We start from the raw sequence: 17,223 nt of genomic DNA, 5'->3' as shown, positions 1-17,223 counted from the left end.
CACTTACATACATTTATGAATGTATGTATATTGCCTCATCTTTCCGATTTTACCAACCGGGTCCTATAAACCCTGTGGTTATTCATTGATAGACAGAGGCTCAGGTTCTCCATGCATAAACATATTCTCGCACGTTCAGTCGGCCTTGCGCTGCTGGCGAGCGGTCTGCTGACCGCTTGCGGCGAACAGGGCAGTGCCCAGCAGGGGCCCGGTGCGATGCCGCCGGCCGCGGTGGATGTCGTCACCCTGCACACGGCGCCGCTACAGCTCACCACCGAGCTGACCGGCCGCAGCGCCCCGCTGCGGGTCGCCGAGGTGCGCCCCCAGGTGAGCGGCATCATTCTCAAGCGTCTCTTTACCGAGGGCAGTGACGTCAAGGCCGGCCAGCTGCTGTACCAGATCGACCCCGCCGTCTATCAGGCTGCGGTGGCCAGTGCCAAGGCCAACCTGGCCAAGGCGCAGGCCAACGAGCAGAGCGCCCGCCTCAAGGCCAAGCGCTATGCCGAGCTGGTGAAGGTGAAGGCCATCAGCAGCCAGGAGTATGACGACGCCGACGCGGCCTGGAAGCAGCAGCTGGCCGAAATCGGTGCCGCCAAGGCGGCGCTGCAGACCGCCAACATCAACCTGGCCTACACCCGCATAACGGCGCCCATCAGCGGCCGCATCGGCAAGTCCGCGGTGACCGAGGGTGCCCTGGTGACGGCCCAGCAGGCCGACAGCCTCACCTCCATTCAGCAGCTCGATCCCATGTATGTGGACGTGCGCCAGTCCACCGCCGATCTGCTGCGTCTCAAGCGCCAGGTGGCGGCCGGCAAGCTGACCCAGGACGAGCAGAAAGGCGCCCGGGTGAGCTTCCAGCTGGAAGATGGCTCCACCTACGGCGAAGAGGGCTCGCTGCAGTTCTCCGACGTGACCGTGGATGAGACCACCGGCATGGTGACCCTGCGGGTGATCGTCCCCAACCCTCATCAGCTGCTGCTGCCGGGCATGTTCATGCGTGCCACCCTGCAGGAGGGCGAGCGCGCCGAAGGGCTGTTGGTGCCGCAGACCGCGGTGACCCGTACCCCGAAAGGCGGCGCCACCGTGATGGTGGTGACGGCGGACAACAAGGTGGAGCTGCGTGAAGTGCAGCTGGGCCGCATCGTCGGCAGTGACTGGGTGGTGGAATCCGGTCTCAAGGCGGGCGAACGGGTGATCGTCGCCGGCCTGCAAAAGGTAAAACCCGGGGTCGTCGTGGCACCTGCTGAACAGAGTGCCGCTGCGCAGTCTGCCCAGGCGCCGGCCAATGCCCCGGCCAACAAGTAGGATGGAGTAGTCGCCTCATGGCACGATTTTTCATAGACAGACCCATTTTCGCCTGGGTGATCGCCCTGGTGATCATGCTGGCGGGGAGCCTGGCCATCATCAAGCTGCCGGTCGCCCAGTACCCGAGCATTGCGCCGCCGGCGGTGGGCATTTCCGCCAGCTACCCGGGGGCCTCCGCCAAGACGGTGGAAGACTCGGTGACCCAGATCATCGAGCAGAACATGACCGGGCTGGATCACCTGCTCTACATGTCCTCCCAGTCGGACTCCTCCGGCCGGGTATCGGTCACCCTCACCTTCCAGCCGGGGACTGACCCCGACATCGCCCAGGTGCAGGTGCAGAACAAGCTGCAGCAAGCCATGTCGCTGTTGCCGCAAGAGGTGCAGCAGCAGGGGATCCGGGTCCAGAAAACCTCCAGCAGCTTCCTGATGGTGGCCGCTTTCATCTCCAAAGATGGCGCCATGACCAACGATGACCTGGCCGACTATGTGGTGGCCAACATCAAGGAGCCGCTCAGCCGTCTGGACGGGGTAGGGGACATCACCCTGTTCGGCAGCCAGTACTCCATGCGGGTCTGGCTCGATCCCAACAAACTCAACCGGGTGCAGATGACCCCGGGTGACGTGCAGGCCGCCATCAAGGCGCAGAATACTCAGGTGGCCTTCGGCAAGCTGGGGGGCACCCCGGCGGTGACCGATCAGCAGTTCACCGCCACCATCATGGGGCAGACCCGGCTCTCCACTGTGGAGGAGTTCAACGACATCCTGCTGCGGGTGAACCAGGACGGCTCCAAGGTGCGGCTCAAAGACGTGGCCCGGGTCGAGCTGGCCGGCGAAAGCTACGATGCCGAGGCGCTCTACAACGGTCAGTCGACCGCGGCGGTGGCCATCAAGCTGGCAACCGGTGCCAATGCGCTGGATACCGCCGAGAAGGTGCGTGGCAAGCTGAATGAGCTCTCCACCTACTTCCCGGCCAACATGGAGATCGTCTACCCGTACGACACCACGCCGTTCGTGAAGATCTCCATCGAGGAGGTGGTGCAGACTCTGGTGGAGGCGATCTTCCTGGTGTTCTGCGTGATGTATCTGTTCCTGCAGAACTTCCGTGCCACCCTAATCCCGACCATTGCGGTGCCCGTGGTGCTGCTGGGGACCTTCGGCGTCATGTCGGCGTTCGGCTTCTCCATCAACACCCTGACCATGTTCGGTCTGGTGCTGGCTATCGGCCTCTTGGTGGATGACGCCATCGTGGTGGTGGAGAACGTGGAGCGTCTGATGAGCGAGGAGGATCTCTCTCCACTCGAAGCGACCCGCAAGTCCATGACCCAGATCACCGGCGCCCTGGTGGGGATCGCCCTGGTGCTCTCGGCGGTGTTCGTGCCGATGGCCTTCTTCGGCGGCTCGACCGGTGCCATCTATCGCCAGTTCTCCCTCACCATCGTCTCGGCCATGGTGCTGTCGGTGCTGGTGGCGCTGATCCTGACTCCGGCCCTGTGTGCCACCCTGCTCAAGCCCATCAAGCATGGTGAGTTCGGTGCCAAGCGCGGCTTCTTCGGCTGGTTCAACCGGGCCTTCGACGCCAGCGCCAACCGCTACCAGAGCGGGGTGCGCAAGGTGGTCAAGCAAGGGGTGCGCTACGGCATCATCTACGCCGCCATGCTGGCGGTACTGGCCATCCTGTTCATGCGCATGCCCACCTCCTTCCTGCCGGAAGAGGATCAGGGGGTCATCATGTCCATGGTGCAGCTGCCGGTCGGTGCGACCAAGCAGCGCACCGAGGTGGTGCTGGCCGACATGCGCGACTACTTCATGAAAAATGAGAAGGATAACGTCGACTCCGTGCTGACGGTGGCGGGCTTCAGCTTCGCCGGTAGCGGTCAGAACAGCGGCATGGCGTTCATCAAGCTGAAAGACTGGAAGGAGCGCAACACGCCGGATCGCAGCGCCAATGCCATCATCGGTCGTGCCATGGGCTACCTGTTCAGCATCAAGGAAGCCCAGGTGTTTGCCTTCAACCTGCCTCCGATCCCGGAGCTCGGGACGGCGACCGGTTTTGACTTCTTCTTGCAGGATCGGGCCGGCGTGGGTCACGACAAGCTGATGGCGGCGCGTAACCAGCTGCTCGGCATGGCGGCGCAGGATCCCAATCTGGTGCGGGTGCGCCCGAACGGGATGGAAGACACCCCCCAGCTCGACATCAAGATCGACTACGAGAAGGCGCTGGCGCAGGGGCTCTCGATCAGCGACATCAACAGCACGCTCTCCAGTGCCTGGGGCTCTGCCTATGTGAACGACTTCGTCGACAGAGGCCGGGTCAAGAAGGTCTATTTGCAGGCGGATGCCCCCTTCCGGATGAACCCGGAAGATCTCAAGCTCTGGTACGTGCGCAACAGCGCCGGTCAGATGGTGCCTTTCTCTGCCTTTGCCAGCACCGACTGGAGCTTCGGCTCGCCACGACTGGAGCGTTACAACGGCGTGCCGGCGATGGAGATCGTCGGGGAAGCGGCTCCGGGCAAGAGTACCGGTGACGCCATGGCCGCCATCGAGCAGATGGTGAAGCAGCTGCCGGAAGGCATCGGCATCGAGTGGACCGGTCTCTCCTATCAGGAGCGGCAGGCGGGCTCTCAGGCACCGGCCCTGTACGCCATCTCGCTGCTGGTGGTGTTCCTCTGTCTGGCCGCCCTCTACGAGAGCTGGAGCATCCCGTTCTCGGTGATGCTGGTGGTGCCGCTCGGGGTGCTGGGGGCCATTGTGGCCGCCACCCTGCGCGGGCTGGAGAACGACGTCTACTTCCAGGTAGGCCTGCTCACCACCATCGGTTTGTCGGCCAAGAACGCGATCCTCATCGTCGAGTTCGCCAAGGAGCTCTATGACAGGGGCATGGGGCTGAGCGAAGCCGTGGTGGAGGCGGCGCGCCTGCGTCTGCGCCCGATCCTGATGACCTCGCTCGCCTTCATCCTCGGCGTATTGCCGCTGGTGATCAGTACCGGGGCCGGCGCCAGCAGCCGCAACGCCATCGGTACCGGCGTGATGGGGGGGATGATCAGTGCCACCGTGCTGGCCATCTTCTTCGTGCCGCTGTTCTTCGTGCTGGTGATGCGCTATTTCACCAAGCACAGCACCAAGCAGGCGCGTCTGGCCCATGCCGAGGAGATCAAACATGACTAAGACCCTGATCGCCCTGAGCGTGACGCTGCTGCTGGGGGGCTGTTCCATGGCCCCCGATTACCAGCGCCCGGAGCTGCCGCAAGGCGCCGCCTGGCAGAACAACCAGACAGGGGAGGCGGCCGTCTCCCCCTGGCGCCAGCAGTTCCTCGATCCTGCCCTGCAGCAGTTGATCGCCACGGCCCTCGAGAACAACCGGGATCTGCGCATCGCGGCCCTCAATGTGGAGGCCTACGAGGCCAGATACCGGATCCAGCGGGCGGCCCAGCTGCCGACCCTGGCGGCCAATGGCTCGGGTACCCGCCAGCAGGGATCGGACGATCTCAGCAGCACGGGGCAGGGCACCATCAGCAGCCAGTACGGTGCCAACATCGGCATCACCTCCTACGAGCTGGACCTGTTTGGCCGGATCCAGAGCCTCAAAGATCAGGCGTTGGAAAACTATCTAGCGCAGGTGGAGACTCAGCGCAGCACCCAGATCGCGCTGATCGCCTCGGTGGCCAACGCCTATCTCACCCTGCTGGCGGATCAGGAGTTGCTCGCGCTGAGCGAGGCGACCCTGGCCACCGAGCAGGAGAGCTATGGCCTGACCGAGCACAAATACCGGCTGGGGGCCGCCTCCGAAATGGAGCTGGCCCAGGGCCGTACCGCGCTGGAGAGTGCCAAGGTGAGCCTGGCCCAGTATCAACGACAGGTGAAGCAGGATCGCAACGGCCTGGCGCTGCTGCTCGGGACTGGCGTCCCCGCGCTGATGACCGAGCCGGCGACCCTGGCCGAGGTGCAGCTTGCTGCCATCCCGGTGGGCGCCCCATCCAGCCTGCTGCAACAGCGCCCGGACATCCTGGCGGCCGAACACAGCCTGAAGGCGGCCAATGCCAATATCGGCGCCGCTCGTGCGGCTTTCTTTCCGACCATCTCGCTGACCGCGACGGCGGGTACCGCCAGCAACCAGTTGAGCGGACTGTTTGACGGCGGCACCGGCACCTGGACCTTCATGCCGCAGATCAACCTGCCGATTTTTGATGGCGGCAAGCGCATCGCGGATCTGGACGTGGCCGAGGTAAGCACCAGGCAGGCGGTGGCGAGCTACGAGAAGAGCATCCAGACCGCGTTCAAGGAAGTGGCGGATACGCTCGGCGCCCAGGCTGATTATCAGCAGCAGCTGCAGGCGCAGCAGGCACTGGTGGAGGCGAACCAGACCTACTTCAAGCTGGCGGAGGTGCGCTACGAGAAGGGGGTGGACAGTTATCTCACCCGACTGGATGCCCAGCGCTCGCTGTTCAGTGCCAAGCAGGGGCTGATCAGTACCCGTCTGGCGCAGCTCAGCAACCAGGTCGCGCTCTACAAGGCCGTCGGCGGCGGTTGGCAAGCCGCCGATGCCGAGGGTGACAAGGGCGAGCGCCAGCAGTAGGCACACTCATACCTTCCATCAGCAGGCCAATACGGGGCGAACCATCGGGTTCGCCCCGTTTCTTTTGAGCAAAAACATATACATATGAAGCCCAAATGACATAATACGTCGTGCAGACAGTCTATCGGCAGTCTGCAGAGATGGGTGAAAAGACCTGAATTCTGAGCATTCAGTGAATGGCAATTGTAAGAAAGTGTTACTCATCTTCTTCAAGGATTGGAGCAAAATGGTGTTCTTGTGAGCTAGCTCCACTCCGATACGCAATTTATCACTATTTTTACTTGGGATATTAGCAGTGGAAAATGATGATGAGGTGTCGATAGGGGCTTTTTGAATGATGACCGAACATTTCCGGCCACCAATAGAGTGTTGAGCAACAGCAAAATGGGTTGTAGATGACTTGTTTTGAGCAAGGTTGTTTTGGCTATTCAAGGCGCAGGGAAAGGCGCTAGAATCCAGACTTTGTCCTTGGGGCATAGCAATTTATATGGCTTCAGCTTGTGCAACGGCCAGGCTGAAGGCCAAACAGACAGCAATCTTGTCATCAGGGACGATGGCAGAACAATCCCAAGCTGGAGGGCATTATGACCAACAGCACATACATTCTGGTTAAAAGCAGCAAACTGGGGGCTGTAACTCAGGGGCGGTAGCTATCGCTTTTGATTTGCACAGCATCAGACATTCTCTGCAAAGACGAGGGTAATCGTCGATTCAGTGCGTCTAAAAACTAAGTTTTCTATTAATTTTCAAGAGCATAACTATGAAAATTCTTGTCACTGGTGGTGCTGGTTTTATCGGTTCGGCGGTTGTTCGTCATATCATCCGAGATACCAATGACTCAGTTATCAACCTCGACAAACTCACCTATGCGGGCAACCTGGAATCCTTGGCCTGTGTCGCCAGCAGTGAACGTTATGCCTTTGAACTGGTGGATATCTGCAACCGCGCCGAGCTGGATCGGGTGTTTGCTCAGTATCAGCCGGATGCCGTAATGCACCTGGCTGCCGAGAGCCATGTTGATCGTTCCATCACCGGCCCCGCCGACTTCATCGAGACCAATATCGTCGGCACCTACATGCTGTTGGAAGCGGCTCGCGCCTACTGGAACGGCCTGGATGAGGTACGCAAGGCGGCCTTCCGTTTCCACCATATCTCCACCGACGAGGTGTATGGCGACCTGCCCCATCCGGATGAAGTGGTCCCCGGTGTGGCACTGCCGCTCTTCACCGAAACCACCCCCTATGCCCCCAGCAGCCCCTATTCTGCTTCCAAGGCTTCCAGTGACCATCTGGTGCGCGCCTGGCGCCGTACTTACGGTCTGCCGACCGTCGTCACCAACTGCTCCAACAACTACGGTCCGTACCACTTCCCCGAGAAGCTGATCCCGCTGGTGATCCTCAACGCCCTGGATGGCAAACCGCTGCCGGTGTACGGCAAGGGTGACCAGATCCGTGACTGGCTCTATGTGGAAGATCACGCCCGCGCGCTTTATACCGTGGTCACCACAGGTGTCATCGGCGAGACCTACAACATCGGCGGCCACAACGAGAAACAGAATCTGGAAGTCGTGCATACCATCTGCGATCTGCTGGATGAAATGGTGCCCAAAGCCGGCTCCTACCGCGATCAAATCACCTACGTGGCCGACCGCCCTGGCCATGACCGCCGTTATGCCATTGACGCCAGCAAGATGAGCGCTGAACTCGCTTGGCAACCGCAAGAAACTTTTGAATCCGGCATTCGCAAGACAGTGCTGTGGTATCTGGATAACCAGCAGTGGGTCAACAACGTCAAGAGCGGCGCCTACCAATCCTGGATTGAACAAAACTACGGGAAGCGTGCCTGATGCATATTCTGCTGTTTGGCAAGAATGGTCAGGTTGGCTGGGAGCTGCAACGTGCACTGGCACCACTGGGCCGTATCACAGCCGTCGATTTTGACTCCACCGATTATTGCGGTGACTTCAGCAAGCCGGCCGGCGTAGCGGAGACTGTGCGCCAGGTGAAGCCGGATGTCATCGCGAACGCGGCGGCCCACACTGCGGTAGACAAAGCCGAGAGCGAGCGGGAGTTTGCCGAACTGCTCAACGCGACCAGTGTGGCGGCGATTGCCAGAGAAGCGGAGGCATTGGGAGCCTGGCTAGTTCACTACTCCACCGACTATGTGTTCGATGGTAGTGGTGAGCGCCCCTGGCTTGAAACCGATGCGACCGCACCGCTGAATGCGTACGGCGAAACCAAGCTGGCGGGTGAGCAGGCTGCGGCCCTGTGCTCGCGTCACCTGATCTTCCGCACCAGCTGGGTCTACGCGGCCCGCGGTGCCAACTTTGCCAAGACCATGCTGCGTTTTGGCAAGGAGCGTAGCGAACTGTCTGTCATCAATGACCAGTTTGGCACCCCGACCGGTGCTGAATTGCTGGCGGATTGCACCGCCCATGCGCTCCGCGTGGCGCAGAGCAGACCCGAGGTCGCCGGGCTGTACCATCTGATTGCCTCCGGTACCACCACTTGGTTTGACTACGCCCAGCTGGTGTTTGCCAAAGCCAGAGAGGCCGGGGTTAAACTGGCGGTCACGCAGCTCAATGCGGTGCCAACCAGCGCCTTCCCGACCCCGGCCAAACGCCCTCATAACTCCCGCTTGGATACCAGCAAGTTCCAGCGCACCTTCGATCTGGTACTGCCGGACTGGTCCGTCGGTGTAGAGCGGATGTTGACCGAAACTCTGGGCAAGTAAATCACAGGCCTGGGACGTATTGAACACCTCTCTGGCTGGCAGGGATAAAACAGAAAGGTGTTGTATCAAGCCACCCTTCTCGTTTGTAATTTAAAAATAAGAAACAAGCATCATGACCAAACGTAAAGGCATTATTCTGGCTGGGGGCTCTGGCACACGTCTCTACCCCGTCACCATGGCTGTCAGCAAGCAGCTGCTACCGATCTATGATAAGCCGATGATCTACTACCCATTGAGCACCCTGATGCTGGCGGGCATTCGCGATATTTTGATCATCAGTACCCCGCAAGATATCCCCCGCTTTGAACAATTACTGGGCGATGGCAGCCAGTGGGGCCTGAATTTGCAATACAAGGTGCAGCCAAGCCCGGACGGGTTGGCACAAGCCTTTATTCTGGGTGAAGAGTTCATCGGTTCAGACCCCTGTGCACTGGTGCTGGGAGACAACATCTTCTACGGCCACGACTTGCAGAAACAGCTGGAAGCGGCAGCCAGTAAAGACAGTGGTGCCACCGTTTTTGCCTATCATGTGCATGATCCGGAGCGTTATGGGGTGGTGGAGTTTGATAAGCAAGGCAGCGTTATTTCGCTGGAAGAGAAGCCACAGGATCCCAAGAGCAACTATGCGGTCACTGGCCTCTATTTCTACGACAACAGCGTGGTGGAGATCGCCAAGGGTCTGAAACCGTCGCCGCGTGGTGAGCTGGAAATCACCGATGTGAACCGTATCTACTTGGAGCAAGGTAGTTTATCGGTGGTGATGATGGGCCGCGGTTATGCCTGGCTTGATACCGGAACCTATGAAAGCCTGATTGAAGCGAGCAACTTTATTCAGATTATCGAAACTCGTCAGGGGTTGAAAGTCGCTTGCCCAGAAGAGATCGCTTATCGCAAAAAATTTATTGATGTAGAGCAGGTACGTGCGCTCGCACTACCATTAGAAAAGAATACCTATGGACAATATTTGCTAAGAATGGTTGAACAAAGTCTGATGTGATATCTGGGTGGTGTTACCACTCTGTACCACGAATAAATTTAATTGGCATATCTGAGATGAATGTAATAAAGACGGAGCTCCCTGACATACTTCTATTTGAGCCTAGGGTATTTAGTGATGAGCGTGGTTTTTTCTTTGAAAGTTTCAATCATAAGCTATTTGAAGAAGCGGTGGGATACCCTGTCACCTTTGTACAAGATAATCACTCAAAATCATCTAAAGGTGTATTGCGTGGTTTGCACTATCAACTTCCCCCGCATGCGCAAGGAAAGTTAGTGCGCTGTATCATTGGTGAAATATTTGATGTTGCAGTTGATATTCGTAAAAGCTCGCCGACTTTTGGACGATGGGTTGGAACCCATTTGTCAGATACAAACAAACGTCAATTGTGGATTCCTGAAGGATTCGCTCATGGGTTTATCACAAGAACAGAGACCGCAGAAGTTTTATATAAAACAACTAATTATTACCAACCAGATTTTGAACATTCAATATGTTGGAATGATCAGCAGCTATCAATAAAATGGGGTAATGAGATGTTCCCTGTATTATCTAGGAAGGATGCAAGTGCAAATTCATTTATGATGGCTAAAAAATTTAACTCTAATTTCATGGTGTAGTTATGACAGTTTTAATTCCTGCAATTATGTGTGGTGGTAGCGGTTCTAGATTATGGCCCATTTCACGTGAACAACATCCCAAGCCATTTATTAAATTATCGGATAATCAGAGTTTTTTACAAAAAGCATTTTTGCGTGGCGCTACACTATCCGATATAGGCGAGATATTAACTATTACTAATAGAGAGTTGTATTTCAAAACACTAGATTCATTCAAAGAGGTGAATGAGCGTTCGCTCCCAACCTCCTTTATACTTGAGCCGTACGGCCGTAATACTGCCGCAGCAGTAGCCTCTGCCGCCATTTATGCTTACGATACATATGGTGATGATGCGATCGTACTGGTGTTAGCCGCGGATCACTTGATCACAGAGCTGACTGCTTTTTCTAATGCAGTTACCTGCGCTATTGAATTAGCTAAAACAGGGCGTTTGGTAACATTCGGTATTAAACCTCATACACCTGAGACAGGTTATGGTTACATTGAAGCCCAGGGCTCTGATGTCTTGCGTTTTGTTGAAAAACCAACCTTGAATAAAGCAAAAGAGTATCTAGAAAGTGGTCGTTTTTTCTGGAATTCTGGCATGTTTTGTTTCAAAGCGAGTTCTATGATCATAGAAATGGAAATGCACTGCCCTGAGGTATTAGAAGCCACAAAATCCTGCATCAGTAAATCAGATGTAATCCAGAATAAAAAGGTTAAACATATAGATTTGGATTCCGAGACATTTAATCAGGTTCCTGATATTTCAGTTGATTATGCAGTGATGGAAAGATCACAAAACGTTTCAGTAGTTCCTTGTGATATTGGTTGGAGTGATATTGGCTCTTGGTCAGCGATTAGTGACCTACATCCGTCTGATGAAAGTGGAAATACGGTTCAAGGCCATGCCATTTTACATGATACCACAAATTGTTATGTTACAAGTGAAGAGCGAGTGATTGGGGCTGTCGGTGTCGACAATTTAGTTATTGTAGATACTGCTGATGCATTGTTGGTAGCAAATAAGAATAATAGTCAAGATGTTAAAGTAATTTATAATCAACTTAAAAAAATTAATCACGATGCATTCAAAACCCACCGTACTGTGTACTGTCCATGGGGGCGTTATACCCTTCTCGAGGTTGGCGAGCGTTTCAAAATTAAGCGCCTCGAGGTTAAACCTGGCGCCAGCCTGACAATGCAAATGCACCATCACCGCAATGAACATTGGGTTGTGCTATCTGGTGTTGCAGAAGTGAATTATGATGGTCAAGAAGAACTATTGACTGCAAATCAATCAACCTATATTCCTGCTGGTCATCGCCATCAGTTAAAAAACCCCGGATTGATAGATTTAGTGATGCTTGAAGTTCAAACCGGAGATTACCTTGGTGAAGATGATATTGTGGATTTTAACAAATAATAATTGCCGAGAGATATAGCAATGAAATTGACTTGTTTTAAAGCGTACGATATTCGTGGGAAATTGGGCGATGAGTTAAACACCGAGATTGCTTATCGAATTGGCCGTGCCACAGCACAACACTTGAGTGCTAAGACCATTGCTGTGGGTGGCGATGTGCGCCTGACCAGTGTTGAGTTAAAACAAGCCCTTTCTATGGGTATTATGGATGCCGGCTGTGATGTGCTTGATCTTGGTATGACCGGCACCGAAGAGATCTATTTTTCCGCGTTTACATTAGATATTGATGGCGCGATTGAAGTGACGGCCAGCCATAACCCAATGGACTACAACGGCATGAAATTGGTTGGACGTGGTGCATACCCAATTAGTGGTGATAGTGGTTTGAATGATATCCGCGCATTGGCTGAATCGGGGGAATTTTCTGTCTCGCCACAGTTAGGTTCTTTGACAAAGTTGTCAATTCTTGATGATTATGTTGATCATTTATTAACTTATATTAATCTATCGGTATTGCGACCGCTAAAATTGGTCGTCAATTCCGGTAATGGTGCTGCAGGGCATGTAATTAATGTTATTGAGGAACGTTTTAATGCCCTTAAGGTTCCTGTTGAGTTTATAAAAATTCATCATGAGGAAGATGGCAACTTCCCCAATGGTATTCCTAATCCATTGCTGCCAGAGAATCGTTCCGCAACAGCTGATGCGGTAAAGGAGCATGGCGCAGATATGGGGATAGCGTGGGATGGCGATTTTGACCGCTGCTTTTTGTTTGATGAGTATGGCGAGTTTATCGAAGGATATTATATTGTTGGATTGTTGGCTGAAGCATTTTTAGCTAGTCATCCCGGTGAGAAAATTATCCATGACCCACGTCTGACTTGGAATACTATCGATGTGGTCAAACAGGCTGGGGGCGTTCCTGTACTAAGTAAAACCGGCCATGCTTTTATCAAGGAACGGATGCGCTTGGAAAATGCTATATATGGTGGTGAGATGAGCGCTCATCACTATTTTCGCAATTTTGGCTATTGTGATAGTGGGATGATCCCATGGTTATTGGTGGCACAACTGGTATCAGTGAAACAGGCAAGTTTGTCACAATTGGTTGGTGAACGGTTGGCTGCTTATCCGTGTAGTGGTGAAATTAATTACCGAGTTAGCGACTCAGCTAAGGTTATTTCGCGTATTGAAGCTAAATATGTACCGCAAGCTTTGGTGGTTGATCGCACTGATGGTTTGAGCATTGAAATGAAAGATTGGCGTCTAAATGTACGCACCTCAAACACTGAGCCCTTGTTACGCCTAAACATCGAAAGCCGAGCGGATCAAGCATTGGTGTGGCAAGTAGTGGCTGCAGTGGAAGCCTTGATTAAGGGGTGATGGAATGTCAGTTGCAATGGTAAGTGCGTTATGGCGTTATCGAGGGTTCATTCTCGGTAATGTCAAACGCGAATTTCAAGTTAAGTACCAGAATACCTTATTGGGGGCTGCGTGGAACATCATCAACCCACTGGCGATGATCATTGTGTATACGGTGATTTTTTCAAATGTGATGCGGGCCAAGTTACCAGGAGTGGATCACACCTTTGCCTATAGTATTTACTTGTGTGCAGGGGTATTAATATGGGGATTATTTTCTGAAATTGTCGGGCGTAGTCAGAATGTATTTTTGGATAACGCTAACTTATTGAAAAAAATAAGTTTTCCAAGGTTATGTCTGCCGGTTACAGTAATTTGTAATGCATTACTTAACTTTATCATTGTGTTTGGCCTATTTTCACTATTTTTGCTATTGGTTGGTTATTTCCCCGGCTTGCCTTACTTAGCGTTAATACCTGTACTGATAGTGTTGATCATATTCGCTATAGGATTGGGGATGACACTGGGTGTGCTGAATGTCTTTTTTCGTGATATTGGCCAGTTTTTTGGTATCGCCTTGCAGTTTTGGTTTTGGCTTACCCCGATTATCTATCCCGCAGATATTTTGCCTGCAGCAATTAAACCTTATATTGTGCTGAACCCACTGGCTTCAGTGGTAGCTGCATGTCAGCAGATTCTGGTGCAGGGGGTTTGGCCACAATGGAGAAGTTTGTGGCTGGTGACTGTGGTTGGGGTATTGCTAGTCCTACTTGGCTTATCTCTATTCCGCAAACACGCGGGTGACATGGTGGATGAATTGTAATGGGGATGATTACGGTTAAACAATTAGGTAAAGCTTATAAGCAGTACCCAACGCGCTGGACGCGATTGGCTGAATGGGTTTTACCGGGAAAAAAGCCAAGACACTGTTTGAAGTGGGTAATGCAAGATGTGAACTTTACTGTGCAGCCTGGAGAGGCGGTGGGAATTATTGGTATCAACGGTGCCGGTAAGAGTACTTTGCTGAAAATGATTACTGGTACCACACAGCCCACCACGGGTTCTATTTCATTGCGGGGAAGAGTAGCAGCTCTGTTAGAGCTAGGGATGGGTTTCCATCCAGAATTTACTGGGCGTCAGAATGTGTATATGGCGGGCCAGCTTTTCGGGTATTCTACTGATGAAATCGAAATGTTATTTCCTGAAATAGAGGCTTTCGCCGAGATTGGGGAATACATTGAGCAACCTTTAAGAATGTATTCTTCTGGCATGCAAGCTCGCCTAGCATTCGCTGTAGCAACAGCAACTAGACCAGATATTCTGATTGTCGATGAAGCGTTGTCAGTTGGTGACATATATTTTCAATCCAAATGTTATTCAAGGATTGCTGAGTATAAGAAACAAGGGATGACACTACTGCTAGTATCTCATGCGGTAATGGATATATCCAAACAGTGCGATCGAGCTATCTTTTTAAAGTCTGGTAAAGTTTACGCCGATGGACCTTCTAGAGAAGTTGTCAATATGTATATGGATGACTTGTTTGGAAAAAAGAAAGTTGAAAATGAAAAGAACAAAGTTATAACGCTCAGCCAGAATTCAGAAGATCTCTACCATACTCGGCCAGGGTACCTTAAAGAAGAATACCGCTGGGGACTGGGGGGGGCTAAAATTATCGACTATGTGACGGTTTGTGGCGGTGTCGAGTATCCGTCTGTAATCAATACCAACGATAAGTTGGATGTCTATGTTAAAGTATTTTTTGAGCGTGATTTTGAACATATCACTCCAGGTATCTTAATTAAGAGTCTTGAAGGGGTATTTATCTATGGAAGTAATTCATATCTTTCAAGTAAAGGTAAAATTTTACCAGATGGGAAATCTGGGCATGTCGCAATTTATAAGTTTAGCCTGAATCTTTGCTTAAATGAAGGGGCCTATTTGCTTTCTCTAGGACTTTCTGCTGGAGATCCCACACAGACGACAGACCCGGTGGATAGAAGATATGACTCTATCTTGTTGAAAGTTACCAATAACATCCATATGTGGGGCTTAGTCGATATGCAGGTTGATTTTGTACAGATTGAGGAGTTTTTCTAATGATGCATCAAGAAAAATCAATTACAACGTTGGTTAAACAATTACCTGAAGTATATCAACCGATATTTAAGCATCCGGAATTTACAGCGCAGGCATCACGTAGTTGCCTTGATCGATTAGAAACTATCGCCTCTACATACGATTACATTTCTAAAGAGAAAGGGAAACCTCTAAAAGTTCTGGATTTAGGGTGTGCACAAGGTTTCTTTAGCTTGAGCTTGGCTGAGCGTGGTGCGATTGTCACTGCAGTGGACTATAGCCAGCCAAATATCGATGTTTGCAAAAAATTAGCAGAAGAAAATAGCAGTTTTAACGTAGAGTTTTTGTTGGGCAGCATAGAAACTATTGTACAGGAAAGAGTAAAAGAGCAGGAGTACGATTTAGTCCTCGGGTTAAGTGTCTTCCATCATCTAGTCTATGAGCATGGTGCAGAGTATGTTTTTGATTTATTAAAAATTCTCTCCAATAAAGTTGAAACCGGCATATTTGAATTTGCATTGAATACAGAGCCCTTGTATTGGGCCGCATCTCAACCAGAAGATCCTCGCCAACTGATCGAGTCTTATATATTTAGCCATCATGTTTCAATGTATGGCACTCATTTATCAGCAGTTGAACGACCACTGTTTTTTGCTAGTAATAAATATTGGAATCTCAATGAGTTTTTTGGTGTCATTGATCATGTCAAGTATAGTTCTCATCAACTAGATACCACATATCACGATAATAAAAGACGTTATTATTTTTCAGGTGACAAAATCATCAAGATTTTCTTAAAAAATAGCACGAATTCAAATTATTCAGAACTATTGAATGAATCTGTATTCTTGAAAGAGAACATCCCTAGATTTCATGCTCCAAAACTATTTTTGCATGGTAGTAACAATGGTGAGTCATGGCTTGCAAGAACTTTGATTCCTGGACGTCTATTACTAGATATTATTTTGGCTGGCGATGAATATGATGATGAAAAAGTCATTTCAAGTCTTCTTGAACAAGTAACAGCCCTAGAGGAACATGGTTTATACCATAATGATCTCAGGCCTTGGAATATTTTGATTGGTAATGATTCACAAACCTATATTATTGATTATGGTTCGATTGAAAGCTCTAGTAGAGATGGTGATGATCTCTACGGCCAGATACTGAGTTTTTTTGTTCTTCTGAAAGAAATTTCACAGCATAAGATTAGGGAACAAGGTAGTCAGCGTCCACGCTTTATATCACCTCATGATTTTCCTGAAAAATACCAGAAATGGATTGCTAAGGTATGGATGATACCAAGTCAGCAATGGAGTTTTAAAAGTATTTCCATTGCCTACTATGAACAAGATGGTATTATTGGTGATGTTCCCGTATCTGCAATATTTGAGAGCTATTTATCCATCACAACAAACCATATTAATTGGAATGTTAAGCAGCTGCAGGATGTTGTGGCTAACAGAATTGATACGTTAGCGGATGATATATGTGTGCAAAACAAAAATTTGCTTTCAGAACTCAATAAGAAAGAAGATATATATTTTAAATTAATCAAGCAGCTTTCAGAAAAACTTGATAGAGCAGTAGATATAGCTAGCGAGCGACATACTCAATCTTTATTTGAACGTGATACAAATAGTAAAGTATTGGCGGAAGCTAAAGCTCATTTTGTCACAGAGTTAGATGTACAAAAGAAAATTTCAGATAATTTACGAAATGAGCTTGACTTAGTTTATGGCAGTAATTCTTGGAAGGTAACGTATCCTTTACGCCTAGTATCAAAGTCTATCAATTTTTTCTTCCAGCCTCGGAAGTTACTATCAACGATTAAATCGGTAGCCAAAAAAAAAATTAAAGGTTTAGCCTTTATTGTTAATATGTTTTTTTCAAATCGACCACTTTTGAAGCAGAGAGTGGTGCGCTGGTTGAATCGCTATCCTGAACTTAAATATAGATTAAAAAGAAATTTACCAAGAGGTTACAATAATGCACCAACTTTGTCGACTTTTACGAACATAGCTTTACCTGAAAACCCTTATGGAAAGGCAGAGAAAGAATCGCCTTGTGCTGTAAAAAAAATTGGCATGCATGAGAAGCAAAAATCAGTGCTTGAGTCATGGTTATATTGATGGATGGTCTGTTT

12 protein-coding genes are annotated in these 17,223 nt (G+C 51.1%); all 12 read left to right on the top strand.

Translation table 11 applies throughout. The annotated features are described in order from the left end of the window. Nucleotides 1-111: 111 nt before the first annotated feature. The 12 genes from OKC29_RS13465 (at nucleotide 112) to OKC29_RS13410 (ending at nucleotide 17,209) form a co-directional block, all read left to right on the top strand. Complete coding sequence (locus OKC29_RS13465; RefSeq protein ID WP_029299706.1) at nucleotides 112-1,305, top strand: efflux RND transporter periplasmic adaptor subunit; 1,194 nt, start codon at nucleotides 112-114, stop codon at nucleotides 1,303-1,305. A 17-nt stretch (nucleotides 1,306-1,322) separates the two neighbouring features. Then, nucleotides 1,323-4,472: an efflux RND transporter permease subunit gene (locus OKC29_RS13460; RefSeq protein ID WP_029299709.1), complete on the top strand. Its 3,150-nt coding sequence runs from the start codon at nucleotides 1,323-1,325 to the stop codon at nucleotides 4,470-4,472. Then, a complete protein-coding gene (locus OKC29_RS13455) occupies nucleotides 4,465-5,880 on the top strand; it encodes an efflux transporter outer membrane subunit (RefSeq protein ID WP_270669298.1) in 1,416 nt (471 codons plus the stop codon). The genes OKC29_RS13460 and OKC29_RS13455 overlap by 8 nt, the downstream gene beginning before the upstream one ends. A 760-nt stretch (nucleotides 5,881-6,640) precedes the next feature. After that, nucleotides 6,641-7,726 carry a dTDP-glucose 4,6-dehydratase gene (gene rfbB, locus OKC29_RS13450; protein ID WP_043169758.1) on the top strand — a complete coding sequence of 362 codons (1,086 nt, stop codon included), beginning with the start codon at nucleotides 6,641-6,643 and terminating at the stop codon, nucleotides 7,724-7,726. After that, on the top strand, nucleotides 7,726-8,613 hold the full coding sequence (gene rfbD, locus OKC29_RS13445) for a dTDP-4-dehydrorhamnose reductase (protein ID WP_270669297.1): 888 nt from the start codon (nucleotides 7,726-7,728) through the stop codon (nucleotides 8,611-8,613). The genes rfbB and rfbD overlap by 1 nt, the downstream gene beginning before the upstream one ends. 112 nt (nucleotides 8,614-8,725) lie before the next feature. Next, the gene (gene rfbA / locus OKC29_RS13440; RefSeq protein ID WP_270669296.1) at nucleotides 8,726-9,610 is read left to right on the top strand and encodes a glucose-1-phosphate thymidylyltransferase RfbA; all 885 of its coding nucleotides are present in this window, start codon (nucleotides 8,726-8,728) and stop codon (nucleotides 9,608-9,610) included. Nucleotides 9,611-9,666: 56 nt separating this feature from the next. Next, nucleotides 9,667-10,230: a dTDP-4-dehydrorhamnose 3,5-epimerase gene (gene rfbC / locus OKC29_RS13435; RefSeq protein WP_270669295.1), complete on the top strand. Its 564-nt coding sequence runs from the start codon at nucleotides 9,667-9,669 to the stop codon at nucleotides 10,228-10,230. A gap of 2 nt (nucleotides 10,231-10,232) precedes the next feature. Next, nucleotides 10,233-11,636: a mannose-1-phosphate guanylyltransferase/mannose-6-phosphate isomerase gene (locus OKC29_RS13430; protein WP_270669294.1), complete on the top strand. Its 1,404-nt coding sequence runs from the start codon at nucleotides 10,233-10,235 to the stop codon at nucleotides 11,634-11,636. Between the two features lie 21 nt (nucleotides 11,637-11,657). Next, on the top strand, nucleotides 11,658-13,019 hold the full coding sequence (locus tag OKC29_RS13425) for a phosphomannomutase CpsG (RefSeq protein WP_270669293.1): 1,362 nt from the start codon (nucleotides 11,658-11,660) through the stop codon (nucleotides 13,017-13,019). 4 nt (nucleotides 13,020-13,023) lie between these two features. Continuing rightward, a complete protein-coding gene (locus OKC29_RS13420; protein WP_270669292.1) occupies nucleotides 13,024-13,821 on the top strand; it encodes an ABC transporter permease in 798 nt (265 codons plus the stop codon). Continuing rightward, nucleotides 13,821-15,098, top strand: a complete 1,278-nt coding sequence (locus OKC29_RS13415) for an ABC transporter ATP-binding protein (protein WP_270669291.1) — start codon at nucleotides 13,821-13,823, stop codon at nucleotides 15,096-15,098. The genes OKC29_RS13420 and OKC29_RS13415 overlap by 1 nt, the downstream gene beginning before the upstream one ends. Continuing rightward, nucleotides 15,098-17,209: a methyltransferase domain-containing protein gene (locus OKC29_RS13410; protein WP_270669290.1), complete on the top strand. Its 2,112-nt coding sequence runs from the start codon at nucleotides 15,098-15,100 to the stop codon at nucleotides 17,207-17,209. Before OKC29_RS13415 ends, OKC29_RS13410 begins: the two co-directional genes overlap by 1 nt. Nucleotides 17,210-17,223: the final 14 nt, after the last annotated feature.

This window comes from Aeromonas sp. QDB34 (assembly GCF_027705405.1).
Lineage (GTDB): Bacteria > Pseudomonadota > Gammaproteobacteria > Enterobacterales > Aeromonadaceae > Aeromonas > Aeromonas hydrophila.
The sequence above is the reverse complement of the archived record's forward strand: the minus strand, read 5'-3'. Positions and strand labels throughout refer to the sequence as shown.

What these genes read in the sequence shown, in the direction of transcription:
- OKC29_RS13455 (WP_270669298.1), top strand. Translation starts at nt 4,465, where the DNA reads ATGACTAAGACCCTGATCGCCCTGAGCGTGACGCTGCTGCTGGGGGGC.
- rfbC (WP_270669295.1), top strand. Translation starts at nt 9,667, where the DNA reads ATGAATGTAATAAAGACGGAGCTCCCTGACATACTTCTATTTGAGCCT.
- OKC29_RS13430 (WP_270669294.1), top strand. Translation starts at nt 10,233, where the DNA reads ATGACAGTTTTAATTCCTGCAATTATGTGTGGTGGTAGCGGTTCTAGA.
- OKC29_RS13410 (WP_270669290.1), top strand. Translation starts at nt 15,098, where the DNA reads ATGATGCATCAAGAAAAATCAATTACAACGTTGGTTAAACAATTACCT.
- OKC29_RS13460 (WP_029299709.1), top strand. Translation starts at nt 1,323, where the DNA reads ATGGCACGATTTTTCATAGACAGACCCATTTTCGCCTGGGTGATCGCC.
- rfbD (WP_270669297.1), top strand. Translation starts at nt 7,726, where the DNA reads ATGCATATTCTGCTGTTTGGCAAGAATGGTCAGGTTGGCTGGGAGCTG.
- OKC29_RS13415 (WP_270669291.1), top strand. Translation starts at nt 13,821, where the DNA reads ATGGGGATGATTACGGTTAAACAATTAGGTAAAGCTTATAAGCAGTAC.
- rfbA (WP_270669296.1), top strand. Translation starts at nt 8,726, where the DNA reads ATGACCAAACGTAAAGGCATTATTCTGGCTGGGGGCTCTGGCACACGT.
- OKC29_RS13425 (WP_270669293.1), top strand. Translation starts at nt 11,658, where the DNA reads ATGAAATTGACTTGTTTTAAAGCGTACGATATTCGTGGGAAATTGGGC.
- OKC29_RS13465 (WP_029299706.1), top strand. Translation starts at nt 112, where the DNA reads ATGCATAAACATATTCTCGCACGTTCAGTCGGCCTTGCGCTGCTGGCG.
- OKC29_RS13420 (WP_270669292.1), top strand. Translation starts at nt 13,024, where the DNA reads ATGTCAGTTGCAATGGTAAGTGCGTTATGGCGTTATCGAGGGTTCATT.
- rfbB (WP_043169758.1), top strand. Translation starts at nt 6,641, where the DNA reads ATGAAAATTCTTGTCACTGGTGGTGCTGGTTTTATCGGTTCGGCGGTT.